Below are 16,924 nucleotides of genomic sequence, written 5' to 3'. Positions count from 1 at the left end.
CTTTGACTTTTATCACCTAATGCTCGCTTTCTGCCATTACAAAGTTGCGCTCCGTACAAAATATAAATTATCTGCAGTTCAAAGCTGCCCTACAAATTTACTATTTATGTTTATGCCAATTATAAAAATCTTTTAGTTCTGCTTTACGTTCCTGTGGTAAAACTGTTTTCTTGACACCGTGAATTGCACCTTCTAATGCTAGCAATCTATGAATACACGCAGAAACATCAATTTCTTGTATTTTTAGCCACGCCTGTTCTGCACCAATATCTCTTAATTCATCGTAAGTAAATATGCCTACTTCATTCAACTGCCTTTCAACTTCTTTTCCGATATTAGGCAATTTTGATAATTCTCCCATAATAGAACTTCCTTTCAAATTTACTATTTTATATTAATCAATCTTAAACCATAATCTTACTTCTATTTTCTAAATTTACTTAACTGCAACATATAAATAGCAATGTGGTTTCCCATCTTTCGTATATTCACCTGGAACAGTGCTCTCAAAATCTGACGTAAAAGTTCTATGTATATCGCCTGATTTTTGCTCAGACCACACCTTTTCCCACGCCTTTCTTGTACAAACACTTATTTCTCCACTTTCATCTTTTTCATCATATTTTTTATAAAATCCTTTACTTACTTCCTCATCCATCTTTTGAAAAAAGTCCACTGTTACAGCCATTATCGTTAGATCGTAATCTCCATTTTCATCACTAGAATAATTACTGTATTTTGAAACTGGAGAAATGCCCTTCTGAAACATACCATCGGTATTAAAAAGAATGGGTAGTTTTCCACTAACAATATCTTTCCAAATTTCATCAATTACTTTTATTCCTTCTTCAGAATTATTCGTTCTTACTGTTACTTCCTTCAATTTATAAGCCATAGTTTTATCCTCTCCTTATATATACAATTGTGTTTTTACTTTCTATATAATATCACATTGAATATGACAGCAGTATGTCACAATAATAGCTATAATCCCCACTACAACCTTTTTCATTTTAAATTTTTCTTTTTTTAATAAATTAGTTTGTAAATAAATTATATCATTTTATGTAATATATTACCATTCGGATACTCGGGAGATGATTTTTACGTATAAAAATAGAGTATCTGTTGACTTTACACAAATAAATGCTTTTGTATATCTCTTACAAGAGTTAAATTAATTCGATGATACTAATTTTAATCCAACTATTCCAATTACTATAAATAGAACACAAATTAATCTAATTACACTAATGGGTTCCTTGAATATTATTATTCCTAAAATCACAGTACCAACTGTGCCAATTCCCGTCCAAACTCCATATGCAGTTCCTAGTGGAAGATGTTTTAATGCTATTGATAAACAATAAAAACTTGCTATCATTCCCAATACAGTAAGTATACTTGGTATAAGTTTGGTAAAGCCTTGAGAATATTTCAATCCTACAGCCCAGCAAGTTTCCAATACTCCTGCTATAACTAATATAATCCAATGCATGGCTTACACTCCTTTATAAATATGATTTAGTATTTTCTTTAAGTTATAGGCAATAAAAAAACCAGGTAGATATATAAAATATCTCCCGGGCTTTTATCCCTCCGTGTATACAGTCAAACTATATGCTTTATCTCGGACCAGACCAGTTCTTAGTTTAAAACTGCGGAACCCTATAAAACTTCTAATAAAATATATTTAATTTTATATACCTAATATATCAAAATTCATCAATATGGTCAATATTCAATCATTTATATCTACATTAGAAATATTTTTCATAACTGCTGCACCTACTCTAATGGCTGCTTTGTTTCCTATTAACACCCATAAAATTTTAGATACTTTTCAATATTGGATTGAATATATTCGGCACTATGGTTGCCAGTGAATATATGATTTTGAGAATTTACACCTTTTTCCTGCAATATTTTATGTAAAATTAAACAACCTTCATAAAATCCACCTTCATCCCTGTCTCCCGCATCCAGATAAACATCAATATCAGAAGAAATATTATCATTTCTTGCAATATATATTGGATCATATTTTTTCCATAACTCCATATCCTTGTAATATGGCCTGTCTTCATCTTCAAGTTTCAGTTCCAAAGCAGGCATATGGCCTCCTACTTTTGAAAACATATTCTGATGCCGTAACGTATTGTGAAGAGCTATATAACCTCCTGCAGACACCCCTCCTATATATCTTCCTTTTCTATCTTTTATAGTATTAAAAGTTTTATCTGTTAAAGGTACTACCTCTTTTATAAAATAATCCTCATACATCCCCAGGTTTATAATTCTGCTGCTATCTCCTGGATCAGATACTCCTTTACAAATCAAAGATGAATTCAATCCCCTGCTGTTTTCAATCCTTGGACATACAATTATTATAGGTTTTATTTCTCCATCTTTTATCATTTTATCTGCTTTACCATTTATATCTATTTGGAACATTAAATTCTCATTTCCACTTCTGCCATGCAGAAAGTATAATACAGGTAGATTGATCGAACTATTATAGCATTCAGGCAAATACACCTGCATTGACATTTCTTTACCAAGTGCATTACTGTAAAAATTTATTTTTTCTATTCTTGATTTATTCATTTTTATGCCACCTAATTTGAAATTTTGACCATCTTAAAATATGCTTCTGCTTTTTGCCTAATTTTATTCGAAGAAAAATTATTAAAGTAATTTCTTTCACTTGATTTACCAAGCTTTTTTCTAACAGATTCGGGAAATATTTTCAAGGAATCTTCTTCCTCTTCTGCCCTTGATATATTACAATTTACAAAATTGTAGTTATTATTCTGTTCCTTAATAGTCAAAATGGCATAGAAAACTCCTCCTGTTCCCTCATACAATTTATTATTCTTAGTATAATATTCCTGGCCTAATAGAGAAATATATATATCGATTATATTATATTTTTTTGTTGAATCTATTATTTTATAATCACAAAATGCTTTTCCTCCAAAAGAAGGTTTTACTGATATTGGTTCAACGTATTTTTTAATTATGTTGTTCAAAGTGGCTTGTGGAATTGGCGGTGTTGCTTGTTTTAATACTTGAGATTTTATAGGAGAACAGCCACTTGTCATTAGAACTATCATTAATATAAGAAAATACATATATCTTTTTTTATACTTGATTTGTGATCAACCCCTTCTCATCTTATTACACAATTTATCTAACTTGAACTCAAAATTCATCTTTTTAACCCTCCCATTATCAAGCTCTTGTCCATATTCACATTGATTTATGAGTAAATTATATCATTTAGCACAAAACTATTTACTATCTTCAATTCATGTATTACATGCTTCTGTCATACACTTTATAAGCAACTAAATATATTATTAAAAAGATACACACCATACCAAAAAGCACTTCCACTAATACTGGATAAAATAATCCTCCGATGAGTCCTGTTACATACAGTGAAATTAACAATACAATAGCTGCTGCACGAAATGACTTTTTGCTAATCTCCTGTATTCTTTCATCTGTATTATTCAATCTGCTCTTCTTCAACTTTTTATCATCAGCCAATATCAATTTATTTTTTATCCATTGGGCAATAGACGCACCCATGATTCCCCCTCCAACACCTGTATAAACTCCAAGCATATGATCACTTATCTTAACTGTCCATATATTTTTAGCCAGCAAGGCAAATATTAATGTACTAATTCCTATGGCAAATAATATTATCTGTACTTTCATTCTTAATTTTATTACTTTTTTATAATCTTCATTATTGTTAACCTTACTGCTGAAAAATAAAAATTTCATATATTTTCATCCTCCCGATCAAAAATAAATATCTCTTCAATTGAAGTTTCAAAAAACTGTGCAAGCTTATGTGCCAATATAAGAGAAGCTTTATATCTTCCATTCTCAATAGATATAATAGTTTGCCTCGTTACATTTACAGCATCAGCAAGTTCATTTTGAGTTACTTTCCTTGACTTTCTCAATCTCTGTATCTTGTTTTGCAATTTATCACTTTCTTCCTGATGTATAGTTAACTTTACATTTATAGTATAGTAAACTATACATTTAATGTCAAGTACATTTTACATTTAAACATAAAAAGACTTATGAATATATATTAAAAATATAAAAAGCCTGGAACTTTAAAAAGTTCCAGGTAAACTATTTATATTTCTTTTCCAATTGCTTTTGTCTTTTGATTGCATATTGCCCAGTTAAATACAAAGCAATGAATACAAGGACAAAAATACTTAAGGAAAATATACATGTCGCTATGATCAGATGCTGTATATTATTCCTAAAATAATCCATTGTCAAATACCTAGTTACTCCAAACAAAATCCCTACAATAATAGTGCCTGCAATGCTGTAAAGCAGATATGTCTTAATACATGGCTTAGTATAAGCATCCCATGTACCTTTATGCAGATAACCTATTAATGTAAATATGCATCCAATCATAAATATTCCAAACTCCACTCCAAACTGTTTAAAAGACATTCCCATTGTAGTTTTAACAATAATACTTGCGAACAACAGCCAAAACATAATCCAAAATCCAAGATGCTCAATTTTCAGCATTTCCAGCTCTTGCCTCTCATCTATAATCTTTCTAATTTTTTTCATTTTCTTTATCCTCCCAAAAAATATCATTTAAAGTTTTCCTCAACGTCCTGCATATTGATATGCACAATTGTAATGATGGGTTGAATTTGCCAGCTTCAATCATTCCTATGGTCTGTCTTGTAACATTAACTTTTTCAGCCAGCTCTTCTTGAGACAAATCCAATGCTGCACGAGCCGCTTTCATTTTTAAATTTTTCACTACTCCAACCTCCTTACATTACATATTATACATTATAATTTGCTATATGTAAATTATATTTTGCATATAGTCTGTAATTAAGTACCTTGAAAGAAACATATTAGAAATTCTTCAACTAAATTATGGTAGGAATATAAAAATTCAAACATCTTACTTTATATGATAGGACAACCATCTAAGAAATCTTCCCATATTTTTAAAAGAAACTATATTGCATAATAATTCTGTTAACTTTCCAAATTTCCTATAAAATAAATTAAATACTAGAAACGGAAGCCATTGCTTTTTAGATTTTGGCAGTCTTTTTATTATATTTTTAAATGTATATACCTCCTTATATATCCATAAGTAACCATCATATAATTCTTCTGCCGTCATATTCTTGGGTTTATATACTACGTGCGCAGTATTGTAATTTGACAAATTAAAATCTACAATTCTATTTTTCTCTATTAACATTGAGTACAACTTTGTTCCAGGATATGGCGTAAGGATATGTGAAGTTACTGTTTCTATCTTATTTTTGATTATCCATTTTAATGTGTTCTTAAATACAGATACATCATCCTCATCTAATCCGAAAACAAAACTTGCATTTATCATTATTCCCCTTTTATGTATTTCATCTACAAGTTTCTCATACCTATTTACACTATTTTGTACTTTATGAACACTATTTATTGATCTGCCATTTATACTTTCAAAACCTATAAATAGACTTTGACAGCCAGACTCCTTCATTTCATCTAATAATTCAAGCATGTCCACTATATTGGAAGTAACAGCTGCATTCCACTTTAGTTTAAGTGGTTTTATTTCCTTTAATAATTTTTTTGTCCATTTTGGATTTCCAATAAAGTTATCGTCAATAAACATTATATGTCTTGTTTTTAATGCATTTATATCTTTAAGTACATCATCTACAGGTCTATTAATATAAGTTTTAAGTACATTTTTACAACTATTGTAGCAAAAATCGCATTCGAAAGGGCATCCCCTGCTTGTACTAATTATATTGGTATATAAATATTTTTCATTATCTATAATGGAATAATCAGGTGATACTATCTCTTTTCCTGAAATATTCTCCATGTCATAATATATCTTCTTAAGTGAATTGTTTTCTTTATCATCAAGAATTTTTGTCCAAACCCTCTCAGCCATTCCAATGCATATTGCATCAAAACTATTAACAGCCCCCTCTGGATCTGCTGTAATATGGATACCTCCTGCAATTACTGTTATCCCACGTTCCTTAAACTTCTTTGATATTTCCACTGCTCTATTCATAACATCTACAGTAACAGTTATTGCCACCAAATCCACAGGTTCATCAAAATCTATATTTTCAACATTTTCATTTTCAATGATAACTTCATGCTTTTTGGGAGTAAGATTCGCTATTGTTAGTAAGGCCAATGAAGGGGCCATTCTTGTTTTTAACTTTGTATCCATAGGTCTTGGCAGCATTGCAGGTTGTATTAATTTAATCTTCATATATTACCTCCTCAAAAAAACTTTACTCAATATTTAGCTTTCCATTTATGTATCATTTCTGTATTCTAAAATATCACCTGGCTGACAATCAAGTGCTTTACATATTGCCTCCAAAGTTGAAAACCTAATAGCTTTTGCCTTCCCATTTTTAAGTATAGAAAGGTTTGCCATGGTTATTCCAACTTTCTTTGTAAGCTCTGTTACACTCATTTTCCTCTTAGCCAGCATAACATCAATATTTATTATAATTGCCATATATTTACCTCACACAGTTAAATCATTTTCTGATTTTATATCAATAGCATCTTGCAGAAGTCGTTGAAGAACGGCCGAAAAGACTCCAACTACAGAAGCAGCAAAGATAAAAATGACTGGAAATCCCACGAGACCCGGCGCATCCTCTGCATCCGCTACAGGGAATACGAACGGTATGAGTAATGCATATATAATACTGATTGTGATTGCACAGTACTTGATATACTTTAAAGACTTTATGGATAATTCCGAGAAAGCTTTGCTCTTATCAATATAGCATAGTATTTTAAAAGTTTGATATAAAGCAAAATAAAAGGGTATAACTGTTACATATATACCTATTATAATAGGATATAGTATTAGCTCATGATTATTTGGATTTAATGGATACTTGTATAAATCAAACAATCCATATATACCAAGGGCAAGAACTGGAATTCCAATAACAATAACAGCTATTTTCAAAAAAATTGTTGAATATCGTTTCATAGAAATCACCTCACTTTTAATTTATATGTATATAATAGCATCTTATTTATCGTTTATCAATAAATATTTATTGATTTTTACTGGAAATTTATTGTTTTATTTAAAAATATGGTAAAGTATAAAATAAGATATTGACTCTAACATGGTGTGAGGCATTATTCTTAAATTGTACTTATCAATGATATTTTTAGGAGTTGATTTTATGTTTAAGATTGGAGATTTTTCCAAACTGACAATGGTATCTATACGTATGCTGCGGTATTATGATGAGATGGGACTTTTCAAACCCGCCAAAATAGATGCATTTACTGGATATAGATATTATTCAGCCAAACAGATTACCAAACTCAATTTAATTGTTTCTCTTCGTGATATAGGTTTTAATGTGTCTGATATATCAATTGCCATAAATGAGCAATCTGATGAAAAACTGAAGGAGATGTTAGAACAAAAAGAGATGGAAATAAAAAATAATATTAAAGCTGAAGAAGAAAAGCTAAGAAAAATCAATGCTAAAATTGAAAATTTAGAAAAGGAGAGAGTCAATATGAATTATAATGTTACACTAAAATCAATACCCTCATATAAAGTTATCTCATTAAGAGATACTGTACCAACATATCAATTAGAAGGAATTCTATGGCAAAAACTGGGTGAATACATTCAGAATAAAAAAATTTTTTGTAATAATATGGCTTATGCAACCTATCACGATGAGGATTATAAAGAAGGGCCAGCTGACATAGAGATTTCAGTTGTCGTTGAAAAATTATTAAATAATGCTGATGGCTTTACTTTCAAAGAAACTACACCAATAGACCAGGTTGTAAGCATCTTGGTTCCCGGTGAATATTCAAATATTTCTCCTGCATATAATTATATCGGAGAATGGATTGAAGAAAATGGATATGATATATGCGGCAGTGCCCGTGCATTACCTCTAAAAGGATCCTGCAATGAAGCAAACCCTAATGACTACTTAACTGAACTGCAAGTCCCGGTAAAAAAAATCATATAAGTATAATCTACAATCAATACAAAAACCAGCAAATTATTTGCTGGTTAAAATAACTATTCCTTCTTCTCTTTCAAACTAAAATAGGTTAATGCCCAAAAGACAATCATACCAAAAACAATTAATATCACTATTGTAATTTTACCATTACTACTTGTCATCCATTTTTCTGTTAAGCTTAGTCTTGAAATAATTCCAATAATTCCTGAAATCCATATAAAAGGTAAAAATGGCAACCAAATCTTTCTATCCTGCTTTTCATGACTAAATGCCCATATTGTAACAGCAATAATCAGAATAACTATTGCCAAAATTCCCAATGACTTTGACAAGTGCAAAGTCAAAATAGACGGAGTAAATAATTGAATCAATACAAATGAACCAATTATTAAAACGCAAAACACCCATAGAACCACAAAAGAAGCAATCTTCCCTTTAATAATTTTTGTATAAACACTCTTGTGTATTATGAAAAATACAATTCCTACAATTAAAAAACTTAATATACCATTTAAAATTAGTATAAGAATATTTATCCCCTTATCTGGATCAGTTAATGTATTCAATATCGTAAAGAAAAAACTAATTCCAAAAATCAGCATTACCAGTTTCAATGTTTGTTTCTTACTGCATTTACCAAGATTATGAATCAATTCATCTGCTGCCACCTGGGGACTTTTTCCAAAGAAATCTTCCGCTGATTGACTATCATTCTGAGCAGAAATTATATCCTGCAGAATTTGCAGCAATAGGTTTTCTATTTCGTAATCATCATAAAACAATCCAGCACTGCGAATGTATAGCAATAACTGTTCATAATATTCTTTATTTTCATTGCTCAATTTTTCTCTTAATTGATTATTCAGGTTAATAATTTTCTCTACAGAATTATCATGTTTATTCATAAAGTTTTGCCCCTTTCAAGCATATGAGATTATTAACATTGGATACTAAATTTTGCCATTGTTGAATAAATTCCTGACAATGAACTCTTCCCTCTGAAGTTATACAATAGTACTTCCTATCCGGACCTTCCGGTGAAGATTTTATTTTACTTGAAAGGTAGCCCTGCTTCTCCAATTTCTGCAGCAGTGGATATACAGTGCCTGCAACTATTTCTTTAAAACCATATTCTTTTAACATCTGAACCATTTCATATCCATATACTTCATTTTCCAGAACAATTAGAAGTACACACCCTTCAAGTACACCTTTCAAAAGCTGAGTTTGTTTCAAAATATCCCTTCTCACTTTATCTATATTGTATTACATACTAGTGTAATATCATTATATACGAGTTCATCTAATATGTAAAGCACAATAGTTGAAATTATTGCTATATTATACTAATTGATATATAATAAAACATGTATCAAACGTGTTTGAAAACAAAGAGGTGCTAAATTGAATAAATCAGATAATACTAAAAATAAATTGATTTCATCAGTAATAGAACTATTACAGGAGTATGATGACATCTCGGAAATAACATCAAGAAAAATAACAGAAAGAGCAGGAATAAATTTATCAACAATAAATTATTATTTTGCTTCCAAAGATGAATTAATGAATATTGCAATAAATAAAATAATAGGAGATTCTGCATACACCTATTTTCAGGATATTAAAGATAATATAAAATTACCAAAAGATAAACTTAGATATTTTTTAATTTCTATCAGTGATATAATTGTACACTATAAAAAATATACAAAACAAATTACTCCTTATATTTTACTTCACGGATCTTTTTCCCAAACTATTGAAATACTCTCTTTGGTTAAAGAATGCTTTAAGGAAAGTAAGAGTGATGAAGAGTGTAAAATTATTTCATATCAACTAATTTCATTTATGCAATTGGTGTTTTACAGATCAGATGAATTTAAATCCTTTAGTGCAATTGATATTATGAATAAACAGGAAAGGGATAATCTTATTGATACAGAGCTGGATTTACTTATTAAATAAAGATTTTTTGGGGGATTAATAATGGAAAAATCATTTAATTTATCTGAATATATGAACAAGAGTATTGAAAATATAGTGAAGAATATTTTAAAATCATCTATAAAAAATCCAAAGGAAACTGAATTTGTAATAAAATATATGCTGTCGGTAAAAGCTGCTGAAAATAAGAGGGCTGTACTTGAAAGCAAAGGAGATCATATTCCACCGTTTTTCATGGCAAGTATTGCTGCAAATTGCAATCTACATTGTAAGGGTTGTTATGCAAGAGCCAATAAATCTTGTGGAGATAACCTGAAAAATAGTGAAATGTCGGCAGAAAGATGGGGACAGATATTCAATGAAGCAAAGGAAATTGGTATTTCATTTGGATTGTTATTAGGAGGAGAACCTTTAACGAGAAGAGAAGTTATTGAAAAAGCTTCTGCTGTTAAAGAAATGGTCTTTCCAATCTTCACAAATGGAACCCTGTTTGATAAAAGTTATATAAATTTATTCAATAAGAGCAGAAATCTTGTACCAATAATAAGTATTGAAGGTAATAAGGATCAAACTGATGCCAGGCGCGGCACAGGCACTTATAATTCAATAATGTCTGCAATGACTAATTTAAATAAAAAGACAATCTTATTTGGATGTTCTATAACTGTAACAACTGAAAATATAATGACCGTTACAAGTAAGGAATTTGTACAGAAACTTTATAATAAAAAAGCAAGAATATTGGTATTTGTGGAATATGCTCCAGTAGACAGATCTACTGAAAATCTTACACCTACAGATAAAGAGCATTTAATACTAGAAGAAAATATAGAGGAATTGAGAAAAGAATTTAAAAATATGGTACTTTTATCATTTCCGGGTGATGAAAAATACATGGGTGGCTGCCTGGCAGCTGGAAGAGGATTTTTTCATATAAATGCCAATGGTGGAGCAGAACCATGTCCCCTCTCACCATACTCGGATGTCAATTTAAAGGAATGTAGTTTAAGAACAGCTTTAAAGTCCCCATTATTTAAAAAACTTAGAGATAATGAAATGTTAATTGGAGAACATGATGGTGGATGTCTGTTATTTGAAAAAGAAGATGATGTTAAAGCACTATTGGATCTGTAATAAATTAAATTCCAATATTCCTAGCTCTATTTATATCGCATTATACTTTTAAATAATTGATGAAAATTAAATGTATTGTAAAGATACACCGCACTAAGCACTAATATTAGCAACAATATACTATAGCTAACTATAAATTTTACTCTATTGCTTTTAGTAAGTTTAAAATAAGAGTCACTTTTATATTTTTTAGTAAAATTATATGTTTCATAAATCCCTATTACCAAAATAGCCAATGATAAAACCTTTTCCTTTAATCTCTTTGCAGATATAAGTAAATACAATATAAATGGCAATCCAATATAACATATAATGGGCGATATTGCCTCAGCTATATGTCCACCATCAAGTGGCTTTACAGGGATTAAATTCATTAAGTTTAATACTATTGAAGTGAAGCTTAACACTAAAAATGTAACATCCCCTGTAAAATAATAAATTATATAGTAAATAAGGCCAAGTATACTACCAATAAGTGGACCTCCTATTGCAACAATTGCATTTTCCTTACAATTGTCAGTGCTTTGATGAACTATATATGCTCCAAAAGGAGTAAATCCACCAAACACGACTTTTAATTTTAAAGATTTTGCAAAAATATAATGTCCAGATTCATGAACAATAAGAATAAATAAATATCCTATTGCATAATAAAAATTAATAGCACATCCTAATATTAATATTGTTAAGGAAACTATAAATATATTGAATATTATTTTGCCAGCATCCGGCTTTTTAATTAAATCCATATCCTCTTTCATATTGTAATCCTCTAATATTTTAATTTTTCAAATGCTCTTTTATTCTAAAATACAACTCCATCTCTTATATTAATAATAGTATAAATCTCCTACTAAAAAAATGGCCATAAATGGAATCCGCCATTTTTATCTTTGGGATTTGATGGTTGTCCTTTTTCTTTAGAATCAGCATCTTTTGCATCTTGTTTTGAATCAGGAGATTCAGCAGCTAGTGAAATATTGGATGAATCGAGATTCAATATGAATTTGTCCGCTTTACCCTCTATATTAATAGTAAAATTATCACTATTGACTTTAGCTAAATCCAATTCACCATTTTGGTTGGTCTTGGTAATATCAATACTTGATATAGTCTTGTCCTTATCATTATTTACAGATACTTTCACATTAGAACCATTTAATAACTCTGATTTAAAGGATATTTTACGTTTTGACTCTTTTTTATTAATTTTGAGTTTTATTTTTTCCACTTTGTTTAATGGTTGAAAAGAGTATTTAATATCTTTCGAAACTATTCCAAAATGACTACATCCATAAAACATAAAACTACTTAACAAACAAATAAATAACAATAAACATCTGTATTTTTTCATAAATTATATTTCCCTTCTCTTAATATGTAGAAAATCAAAAAATAATTTAATTTTTATTATTTATGCAGGTCAAATACCCTTGTTCTTACCAACTTCTTTAACAATACGACTTGTGTAATAGAAAATAAAATAAAGAAAAAAATGCCTGTTAAAATTATTCTTTTCATATTGCTAGGTATTGCTAAATTCACTAATGTAGTAAATATAATTGTTGAAATAGCAGCTGATACTAAAACTGCCTTTTTATTCAACTGTTTTTCCTTACTATCTAAACTTTTCTTCATAATACTTTCCCTTCTTTTTTTAAGAATAATTCACTATTATTTCAATATTTTCTACAACTATGAATAATACTTTTTTAATTCAGCAACTATATTTTGAAATGTATCCTCGAGTGTAAAAATATCGCTATGTAGTGCATTATCTATCTCCACCACTAACAAATTTTTTTGTTTTAAGGTCGTTTACATAAAGCCTTTATCTCTGGTATATCTCTTGAAGCATAAATAATGGATTTTTTTGTGTTGGTGTTAATATTACGGAAGGTATTCTCAAATTATTGCCTTCAATTATTTTTCGTTCAATCTCCATTTGAATCCCTCCTAAATGATATAATAAATTAACTATTATAAAATCATTATATCATTACTTAGACACTTTTCCACTTTTATACATTCTAAAAGCAGTAAATATACATCCAATTTCAAGCACTTTGTGCAAATTAATTTGAAGTGCTTGCAGTGGTTTTTCCATAATAAAGCCTTAAGATTTTATTAAGAAAATTATTTATTATATAACTTTTTGTTTTGCAGTACTATAATGATAAGTGTTTAATCAAAAAGAAAGGATATATCTTATGAGTATCAATATTTTGGTTGTAGACGATGAGCAGTCCATAGCGGATCTAGTCGAAGTCTATTTAAAAAATGAAGGTTTTACAATATACAAATTTTATAACGGCCAAGATGCATTCCAGTGTGTTGAGTCAGAACATCTGGAGCTTGCGATACTTGATATCATGCTGCCGGATATTGATGGCTTCACTCTCTGCCAGAAAATTAGGGAAAACCATAACTTCCCTGTTATCATGTTGACTGCCAAAGAAGAGGAAATTGATAAAATTACCGGATTGACACTAGGTGCGGATGACTACATAACAAAACCCTTTCAGCCTTTGGAACTTGTTGCCCGTGTCAAGGCGCAGCTTCGGAGATTTACAAAATATAATTCTGCAGAACCAAACCAGGAAGAACACTTTATTGCCTTTTCCGGATTGGTATTGGATATGGATACCCATGAATGTACGCTAAATGAAAAAAAGATATCTCTCACACCTAAAGAATTTTCAATTCTTTGGGTCCTTTGTTCCAATCGCGGACATGTGGTAAGTTCAGAAGAATTGTTCCACGAAGTATGGAGGGACAAGTATTTCACCAACAGCAATAATACTGTAATGGTTCATATCAGGCATTTAAGGGAAAAAATACACGACAGCGCAGAACATCCTAAATACATCAAAACAGTATGGGGAGTTGGCTATAAAATTGAAAAGTAAGAGAGATAGAAGAAGAAATGATTATACAAAATTAAAAGGGAAAGTATTTTTTCAAATGCTTATGATTACAGTTGCTGCCGCCGTCATTGTTTATCTATTGCGTCATATCCTGCGTGGACAAATTGGAGATCGTATTGTTCAATATTTAGTCAACGCTTTTCATTTTGAAAATTCGGACGCACATGAAATCTATCAGCTGATAATTCGCAACAATATGGAAATGATCATTTTTGTTATAATCCTAATATTTTTATTATGTATCCTTTTCCGATTTTCTATTTCCTGGTTCACAAAATATTTTGATGAAATCAGTGATGGAATGGATAAACTTGTTGGGAAATCCGATGATGAAATTACATTATCGCCGGAATTGTATTTCATGGAAAATAAGCTTAAGCAGATAAAAAATATTTTGGAAAAGCAAAAAAAAGCCGCACTTGATGCTGAGCAGCGCAAAAATGATTTGGTGGTTTACCTTGCTCATGATATAAAGACACCTCTGACCTCCGTTATAGGATACTTGAGCCTTCTGGATGAAGCTCCTGATATGCCTCCTAAACAGAAGGCAAAATATGTAGGTATTACACTGGAAAAAGCTTATAGATTAGAACAGCTTATAAATGAATTTTTTGAGATAACAAGGTTTAATCTTCAAACTATTTTTTTGAATAAAGGAAAAATCAATTTACTGTTCATGCTGCAGCAGATGGCGGACGAATTCTATCCAATGCTGACTCCGCAGGGAAAGCAGGTGTCAGTCAATGTACCTAATGAACTCACTCTGTGGGGAGATGCAGACAAACTGGCCCGTGTTTTCAACAACATTCTGAAAAATGCAATAGCCTATAGCTATGAAAACGGCGTCATTGACATTGCTGCTGAAGAGCAGGACAAAAATATTGTTATAACCTTTATGAATCAAGGCAATCCAATTCCACAAGAAAAGCTGGAAACGATATTTAAGAAATTCTTTCGGCTGGACACATCCCGTTCTACCAATACAGGCGGTGCAGGGCTTGGACTTGCTATTGCCAAAGAAATCGTAAACGCACATGGAGGCAATATTTTCGTGCAAAGTAATACAGAAAAAACAGTTTTTACTGTCGTGCTTCCACAAAAATAAAGGAAAGGGCAATTTATCTGATTAAATCAGATAGATTGTCCTCTTATAAATAAAGATATTCTACAATTCGTAATATACGATTTATATATTAACTCTAATTTTAAGTACAAACTGCAGTAAAGGTATTAAAAATGGGTGAAACACAAAGAGCATACCGGCAAATGCACTGACCATATAAAAAACTGCCTCTTCATGAAGGAGCAATGGAGTTTTTTTTATATTGGTACTTTGGACAGAGACCTTTTCCTGTAATTCTGACAAATGCTCTTTCATCATCCTGAAAATTGCCCATCCGATTAACGCTCCCAGAGTATTCATCATTAAATCATCAATATCCGTTATTCTTCTATTAAACAATTGACTCAATTCTATTATAAGAGATAATGTAAAACCAGTTAATGCTGTTTTCCATAACACTTCATACCTTTTCCAAATAAATGGGATTATGAATCCAAGAGGTATAAAAAGCAATACATTTTCTATGTATGGACGAACATTCTCTGCAATCCAGCGAAATGGAATCAGATTAATCTCATTCGGTGAAATATTCAACCCCTTTGATGTTATTATTCCAAAGCTGTTATGAACAATATCGCTTATGGAAGTAATACCAGTAAAAATCAGCACACCAGTAAGATAGTACACAAATATATATGCAATTACAATATGTTCAATTGACAGTTTACAACCAATCTTTTTGATTTGAAAGTTCAGTATTACATGGTATGGAATCAAGAATGGCAAAGTACCAATAAAACACGTAATTGACACTATAATAATAAACATTAAATTCACCTCCGTTGTACTTAACCCGTTCATAATAGCATATTTAAAAAAGAAATGTCTTAATAAAACCTTAAGAATTTCATAAGATGGAATTCCAACATGTCTCTTTTTTCTGTGGTTAAATGATACCAGTACAGAACAAGGAGCTGTTTTATATGGTACGAAAAGTAAAAAGAGAAAATCCAGGAATACTAATATTTATAATATTTCTATTAATTGCTGTTATTGCCTTTAGTGTTCATAAATTCATCATTACTCAAGAAAAACAACATATATTTAAGATAGAAACGGACTCAACTGTCTCCATATCTCCTGACAAGCTGACCAGTCCCAATGCTATTCTGGTTCGTTTAAAAGATGATGCTATCCTAATGCAAAAAAATAGCCAAGAAAAAATCTATCCTGCTTCTTTGACTAAAATTATGACAGCCATTGTTGCAATAGAAAATCTACCTAATCTCAATGAAGAAATAGAGCTTACCAACTACACATTTCAGGGACTGTACAAAGCAGATGCATCAATGACTGGTTTTCAGCCTGGTGAAAATGTACGCGCTATTGACCTTTTATATGGAGCACTACTTCCAAGTGGTGCAGAGTCTTGTATTGGGCTTGCAGATCAAATTGCAGGTTCGGAGCAGGGATTCGTAAAGATGATGAATCAAAAGGCGGCAGATATTGGTATGGACAATACCCATTTTGAAAATGCCACCGGCCTTCATAATAAAAATCATTATACAACAGTTAAGGATATGGCTATTCTTCTAAGCTATGCATTGCAAAATGATACTTTCCGTGAGATTTTCACTTCATCCCGTCATTCCACACAACCTACGAATAAACACCCTGGCGGTATGACCTTTTACAGTACCATGTTTCAGGAACTCAGCAATCAAAGCATTATTGACGGAGAAATTTTAGACCAGCTAGTAAAAGTCAATAGA

General features: G+C 30.6%; 24 protein-coding genes and 1 riboswitch. Of the genes, 6 read left to right on the top strand and 18 right to left on the bottom strand.

Annotated elements, in window-relative coordinates; translation table 11 throughout:
• Positions 1–100: 100 nt before the first annotated feature.
• From J418_RS0105495 to J418_RS0105440, 12 genes are all read right to left on the bottom strand, one after another.
• The gene (locus J418_RS0105495) at positions 101–361 is read right to left on the bottom strand and encodes a TfoX/Sxy family protein (RefSeq protein ID WP_017895004.1); all 261 of its coding nucleotides are present in this window, start codon (positions 359–361) and stop codon (positions 101–103) included.
• A 75-nt stretch (positions 362–436) separates the two neighbouring features.
• Positions 437–895: a hypothetical protein gene (locus J418_RS0105490; RefSeq protein ID WP_017895003.1), complete on the bottom strand. Its 459-nt coding sequence runs from the start codon at positions 893–895 to the stop codon at positions 437–439.
• 282 nt (positions 896–1,177) lie between these two features.
• The gene (gene sugE, locus J418_RS0105485) at positions 1,178–1,498 is read right to left on the bottom strand and encodes a quaternary ammonium compound efflux SMR transporter SugE (RefSeq protein WP_017895002.1); all 321 of its coding nucleotides are present in this window, start codon (positions 1,496–1,498) and stop codon (positions 1,178–1,180) included.
• Positions 1,499–1,578: 80 nt separating this feature from the next.
• Positions 1,579–1,683, bottom strand: a riboswitch (guanidine-I (ykkC/yxkD leader).
• A gap of 132 nt (positions 1,684–1,815) precedes the next feature.
• Positions 1,816–2,607, bottom strand: a complete 792-nt coding sequence (locus J418_RS0105480) for an alpha/beta hydrolase (RefSeq protein WP_017895001.1) — start codon at positions 2,605–2,607, stop codon at positions 1,816–1,818.
• Positions 2,608–2,618: 11 nt separating this feature from the next.
• Complete coding sequence (locus tag J418_RS0105475; protein WP_235807096.1) at positions 2,619–3,104, bottom strand: hypothetical protein; 486 nt, start codon at positions 3,102–3,104, stop codon at positions 2,619–2,621.
• Positions 3,105–3,318: 214 nt separating this feature from the next.
• A complete protein-coding gene (locus J418_RS0105470; RefSeq protein WP_017894999.1) occupies positions 3,319–3,798 on the bottom strand; it encodes a DUF2178 domain-containing protein in 480 nt (159 codons plus the stop codon).
• The gene (locus tag J418_RS0105465) at positions 3,795–4,004 is read right to left on the bottom strand and encodes a helix-turn-helix transcriptional regulator (RefSeq protein ID WP_017752107.1); all 210 of its coding nucleotides are present in this window, start codon (positions 4,002–4,004) and stop codon (positions 3,795–3,797) included. Before J418_RS0105465 ends, J418_RS0105470 begins: the two co-directional genes overlap by 4 nt.
• A 157-nt stretch (positions 4,005–4,161) precedes the next feature.
• Positions 4,162–4,626, bottom strand: a complete 465-nt coding sequence (locus tag J418_RS0105460) for a DUF6773 family protein (protein WP_017894998.1) — start codon at positions 4,624–4,626, stop codon at positions 4,162–4,164.
• Complete coding sequence (locus J418_RS0105455) at positions 4,613–4,825, bottom strand: helix-turn-helix transcriptional regulator (RefSeq protein WP_017752109.1); 213 nt, start codon at positions 4,823–4,825, stop codon at positions 4,613–4,615. Before J418_RS0105455 ends, J418_RS0105460 begins: the two co-directional genes overlap by 14 nt.
• A 150-nt stretch (positions 4,826–4,975) precedes the next feature.
• A complete protein-coding gene (locus tag J418_RS0105450; protein WP_017894997.1) occupies positions 4,976–6,322 on the bottom strand; it encodes a B12-binding domain-containing radical SAM protein in 1,347 nt (448 codons plus the stop codon).
• A gap of 45 nt (positions 6,323–6,367) precedes the next feature.
• Complete coding sequence (locus J418_RS0105445) at positions 6,368–6,577, bottom strand: helix-turn-helix domain-containing protein (RefSeq protein WP_017752111.1); 210 nt, start codon at positions 6,575–6,577, stop codon at positions 6,368–6,370.
• A gap of 9 nt (positions 6,578–6,586) precedes the next feature.
• A complete protein-coding gene (locus J418_RS0105440) occupies positions 6,587–7,066 on the bottom strand; it encodes a DUF2975 domain-containing protein (protein ID WP_017752112.1) in 480 nt (159 codons plus the stop codon).
• Between the two features lie 202 nt (positions 7,067–7,268).
• Between J418_RS0105440 and J418_RS0105435 the strand changes: the two genes are divergently transcribed.
• Positions 7,269–8,084 carry a MerR family transcriptional regulator gene (locus J418_RS0105435; RefSeq protein WP_017894996.1) on the top strand — a complete coding sequence of 272 codons (816 nt, stop codon included), beginning with the start codon at positions 7,269–7,271 and terminating at the stop codon, positions 8,082–8,084.
• Between the two features lie 53 nt (positions 8,085–8,137).
• Here J418_RS0105435 and J418_RS0105430 read toward each other — a convergent pair whose 3' ends face one another.
• Together J418_RS0105430 and J418_RS0105425 are read right to left on the bottom strand one after the other, a co-directional pair.
• Positions 8,138–8,986 (bottom strand): DUF1129 domain-containing protein, encoded by an 849-nt coding sequence (locus J418_RS0105430; RefSeq protein WP_017894995.1) that lies wholly within the window; start codon positions 8,984–8,986, stop codon positions 8,138–8,140.
• The gene (locus J418_RS0105425; RefSeq protein ID WP_017752115.1) at positions 8,979–9,317 is read right to left on the bottom strand and encodes a PadR family transcriptional regulator; all 339 of its coding nucleotides are present in this window, start codon (positions 9,315–9,317) and stop codon (positions 8,979–8,981) included. The genes J418_RS0105430 and J418_RS0105425 overlap by 8 nt, the downstream gene beginning before the upstream one ends.
• Before the next feature lie 168 nt (positions 9,318–9,485).
• On the opposite strand from J418_RS0105425, the gene J418_RS0105420 reads away from it, so the two are divergent.
• Both J418_RS0105420 and J418_RS0105415 read left to right on the top strand, forming a co-directional pair.
• Positions 9,486–10,049 carry a TetR/AcrR family transcriptional regulator gene (locus tag J418_RS0105420; RefSeq protein ID WP_017752116.1) on the top strand — a complete coding sequence of 188 codons (564 nt, stop codon included), beginning with the start codon at positions 9,486–9,488 and terminating at the stop codon, positions 10,047–10,049.
• Positions 10,050–10,070: 21 nt separating this feature from the next.
• Positions 10,071–11,162 carry a radical SAM protein gene (locus tag J418_RS0105415; protein WP_017752117.1) on the top strand — a complete coding sequence of 364 codons (1,092 nt, stop codon included), beginning with the start codon at positions 10,071–10,073 and terminating at the stop codon, positions 11,160–11,162.
• Positions 11,163–11,188: 26 nt separating this feature from the next.
• On the opposite strand, the gene J418_RS0105410 is transcribed toward J418_RS0105415, so the two are convergent.
• The 3 genes from J418_RS0105410 to J418_RS0105400 form a co-directional block, all read right to left on the bottom strand.
• Positions 11,189–11,923, bottom strand: coding sequence for a site-2 protease family protein (locus J418_RS0105410; RefSeq protein WP_017894994.1), 735 nt, complete (start codon positions 11,921–11,923; stop codon positions 11,189–11,191).
• Between the two features lie 92 nt (positions 11,924–12,015).
• A complete protein-coding gene (locus J418_RS0105405) occupies positions 12,016–12,516 on the bottom strand; it encodes a hypothetical protein (RefSeq protein ID WP_017894993.1) in 501 nt (166 codons plus the stop codon).
• A 56-nt stretch (positions 12,517–12,572) separates the two neighbouring features.
• Positions 12,573–12,800, bottom strand: coding sequence for a hypothetical protein (locus tag J418_RS0105400; RefSeq protein ID WP_017894992.1), 228 nt, complete (start codon positions 12,798–12,800; stop codon positions 12,573–12,575).
• 572 nt (positions 12,801–13,372) lie between these two features.
• On the opposite strand from J418_RS0105400, the gene vanR reads away from it, so the two are divergent.
• Together vanR and J418_RS0105385 are read left to right on the top strand one after the other, a co-directional pair.
• The gene (vanR, locus tag J418_RS0105390) at positions 13,373–14,071 is read left to right on the top strand and encodes a VanR-ABDEGLN family response regulator transcription factor (protein ID WP_017894991.1); all 699 of its coding nucleotides are present in this window, start codon (positions 13,373–13,375) and stop codon (positions 14,069–14,071) included.
• Positions 14,049–15,194 (top strand): sensor histidine kinase, encoded by a 1,146-nt coding sequence (locus J418_RS0105385; RefSeq protein ID WP_063909615.1) that lies wholly within the window; start codon positions 14,049–14,051, stop codon positions 15,192–15,194. The genes vanR and J418_RS0105385 overlap by 23 nt, the downstream gene beginning before the upstream one ends.
• 81 nt (positions 15,195–15,275) lie before the next feature.
• Here the strand turns inward: J418_RS0105385 and J418_RS0105380 are convergent, their stop codons facing one another.
• The gene (locus tag J418_RS0105380; RefSeq protein WP_017894989.1) at positions 15,276–15,980 is read right to left on the bottom strand and encodes a VanZ family protein; all 705 of its coding nucleotides are present in this window, start codon (positions 15,978–15,980) and stop codon (positions 15,276–15,278) included.
• Between the two features lie 155 nt (positions 15,981–16,135).
• On the opposite strand from J418_RS0105380, the gene J418_RS0105375 reads away from it, so the two are divergent.
• The coding region (locus J418_RS0105375) for a D-alanyl-D-alanine carboxypeptidase family protein (RefSeq protein ID WP_017894988.1) at positions 16,136–16,924 on the top strand (789 nt) is incomplete at its 3' end.

This window comes from Clostridium tyrobutyricum DSM 2637 = ATCC 25755 = JCM 11008, from assembly GCF_000359585.1.
GTDB lineage: Bacteria > Bacillota > Clostridia > Clostridiales > Clostridiaceae > Clostridium_B > Clostridium_B tyrobutyricum.
The sequence above is the reverse complement of the archived record's forward strand: the minus strand, read 5'-3'. Positions and strand labels throughout refer to the sequence as shown.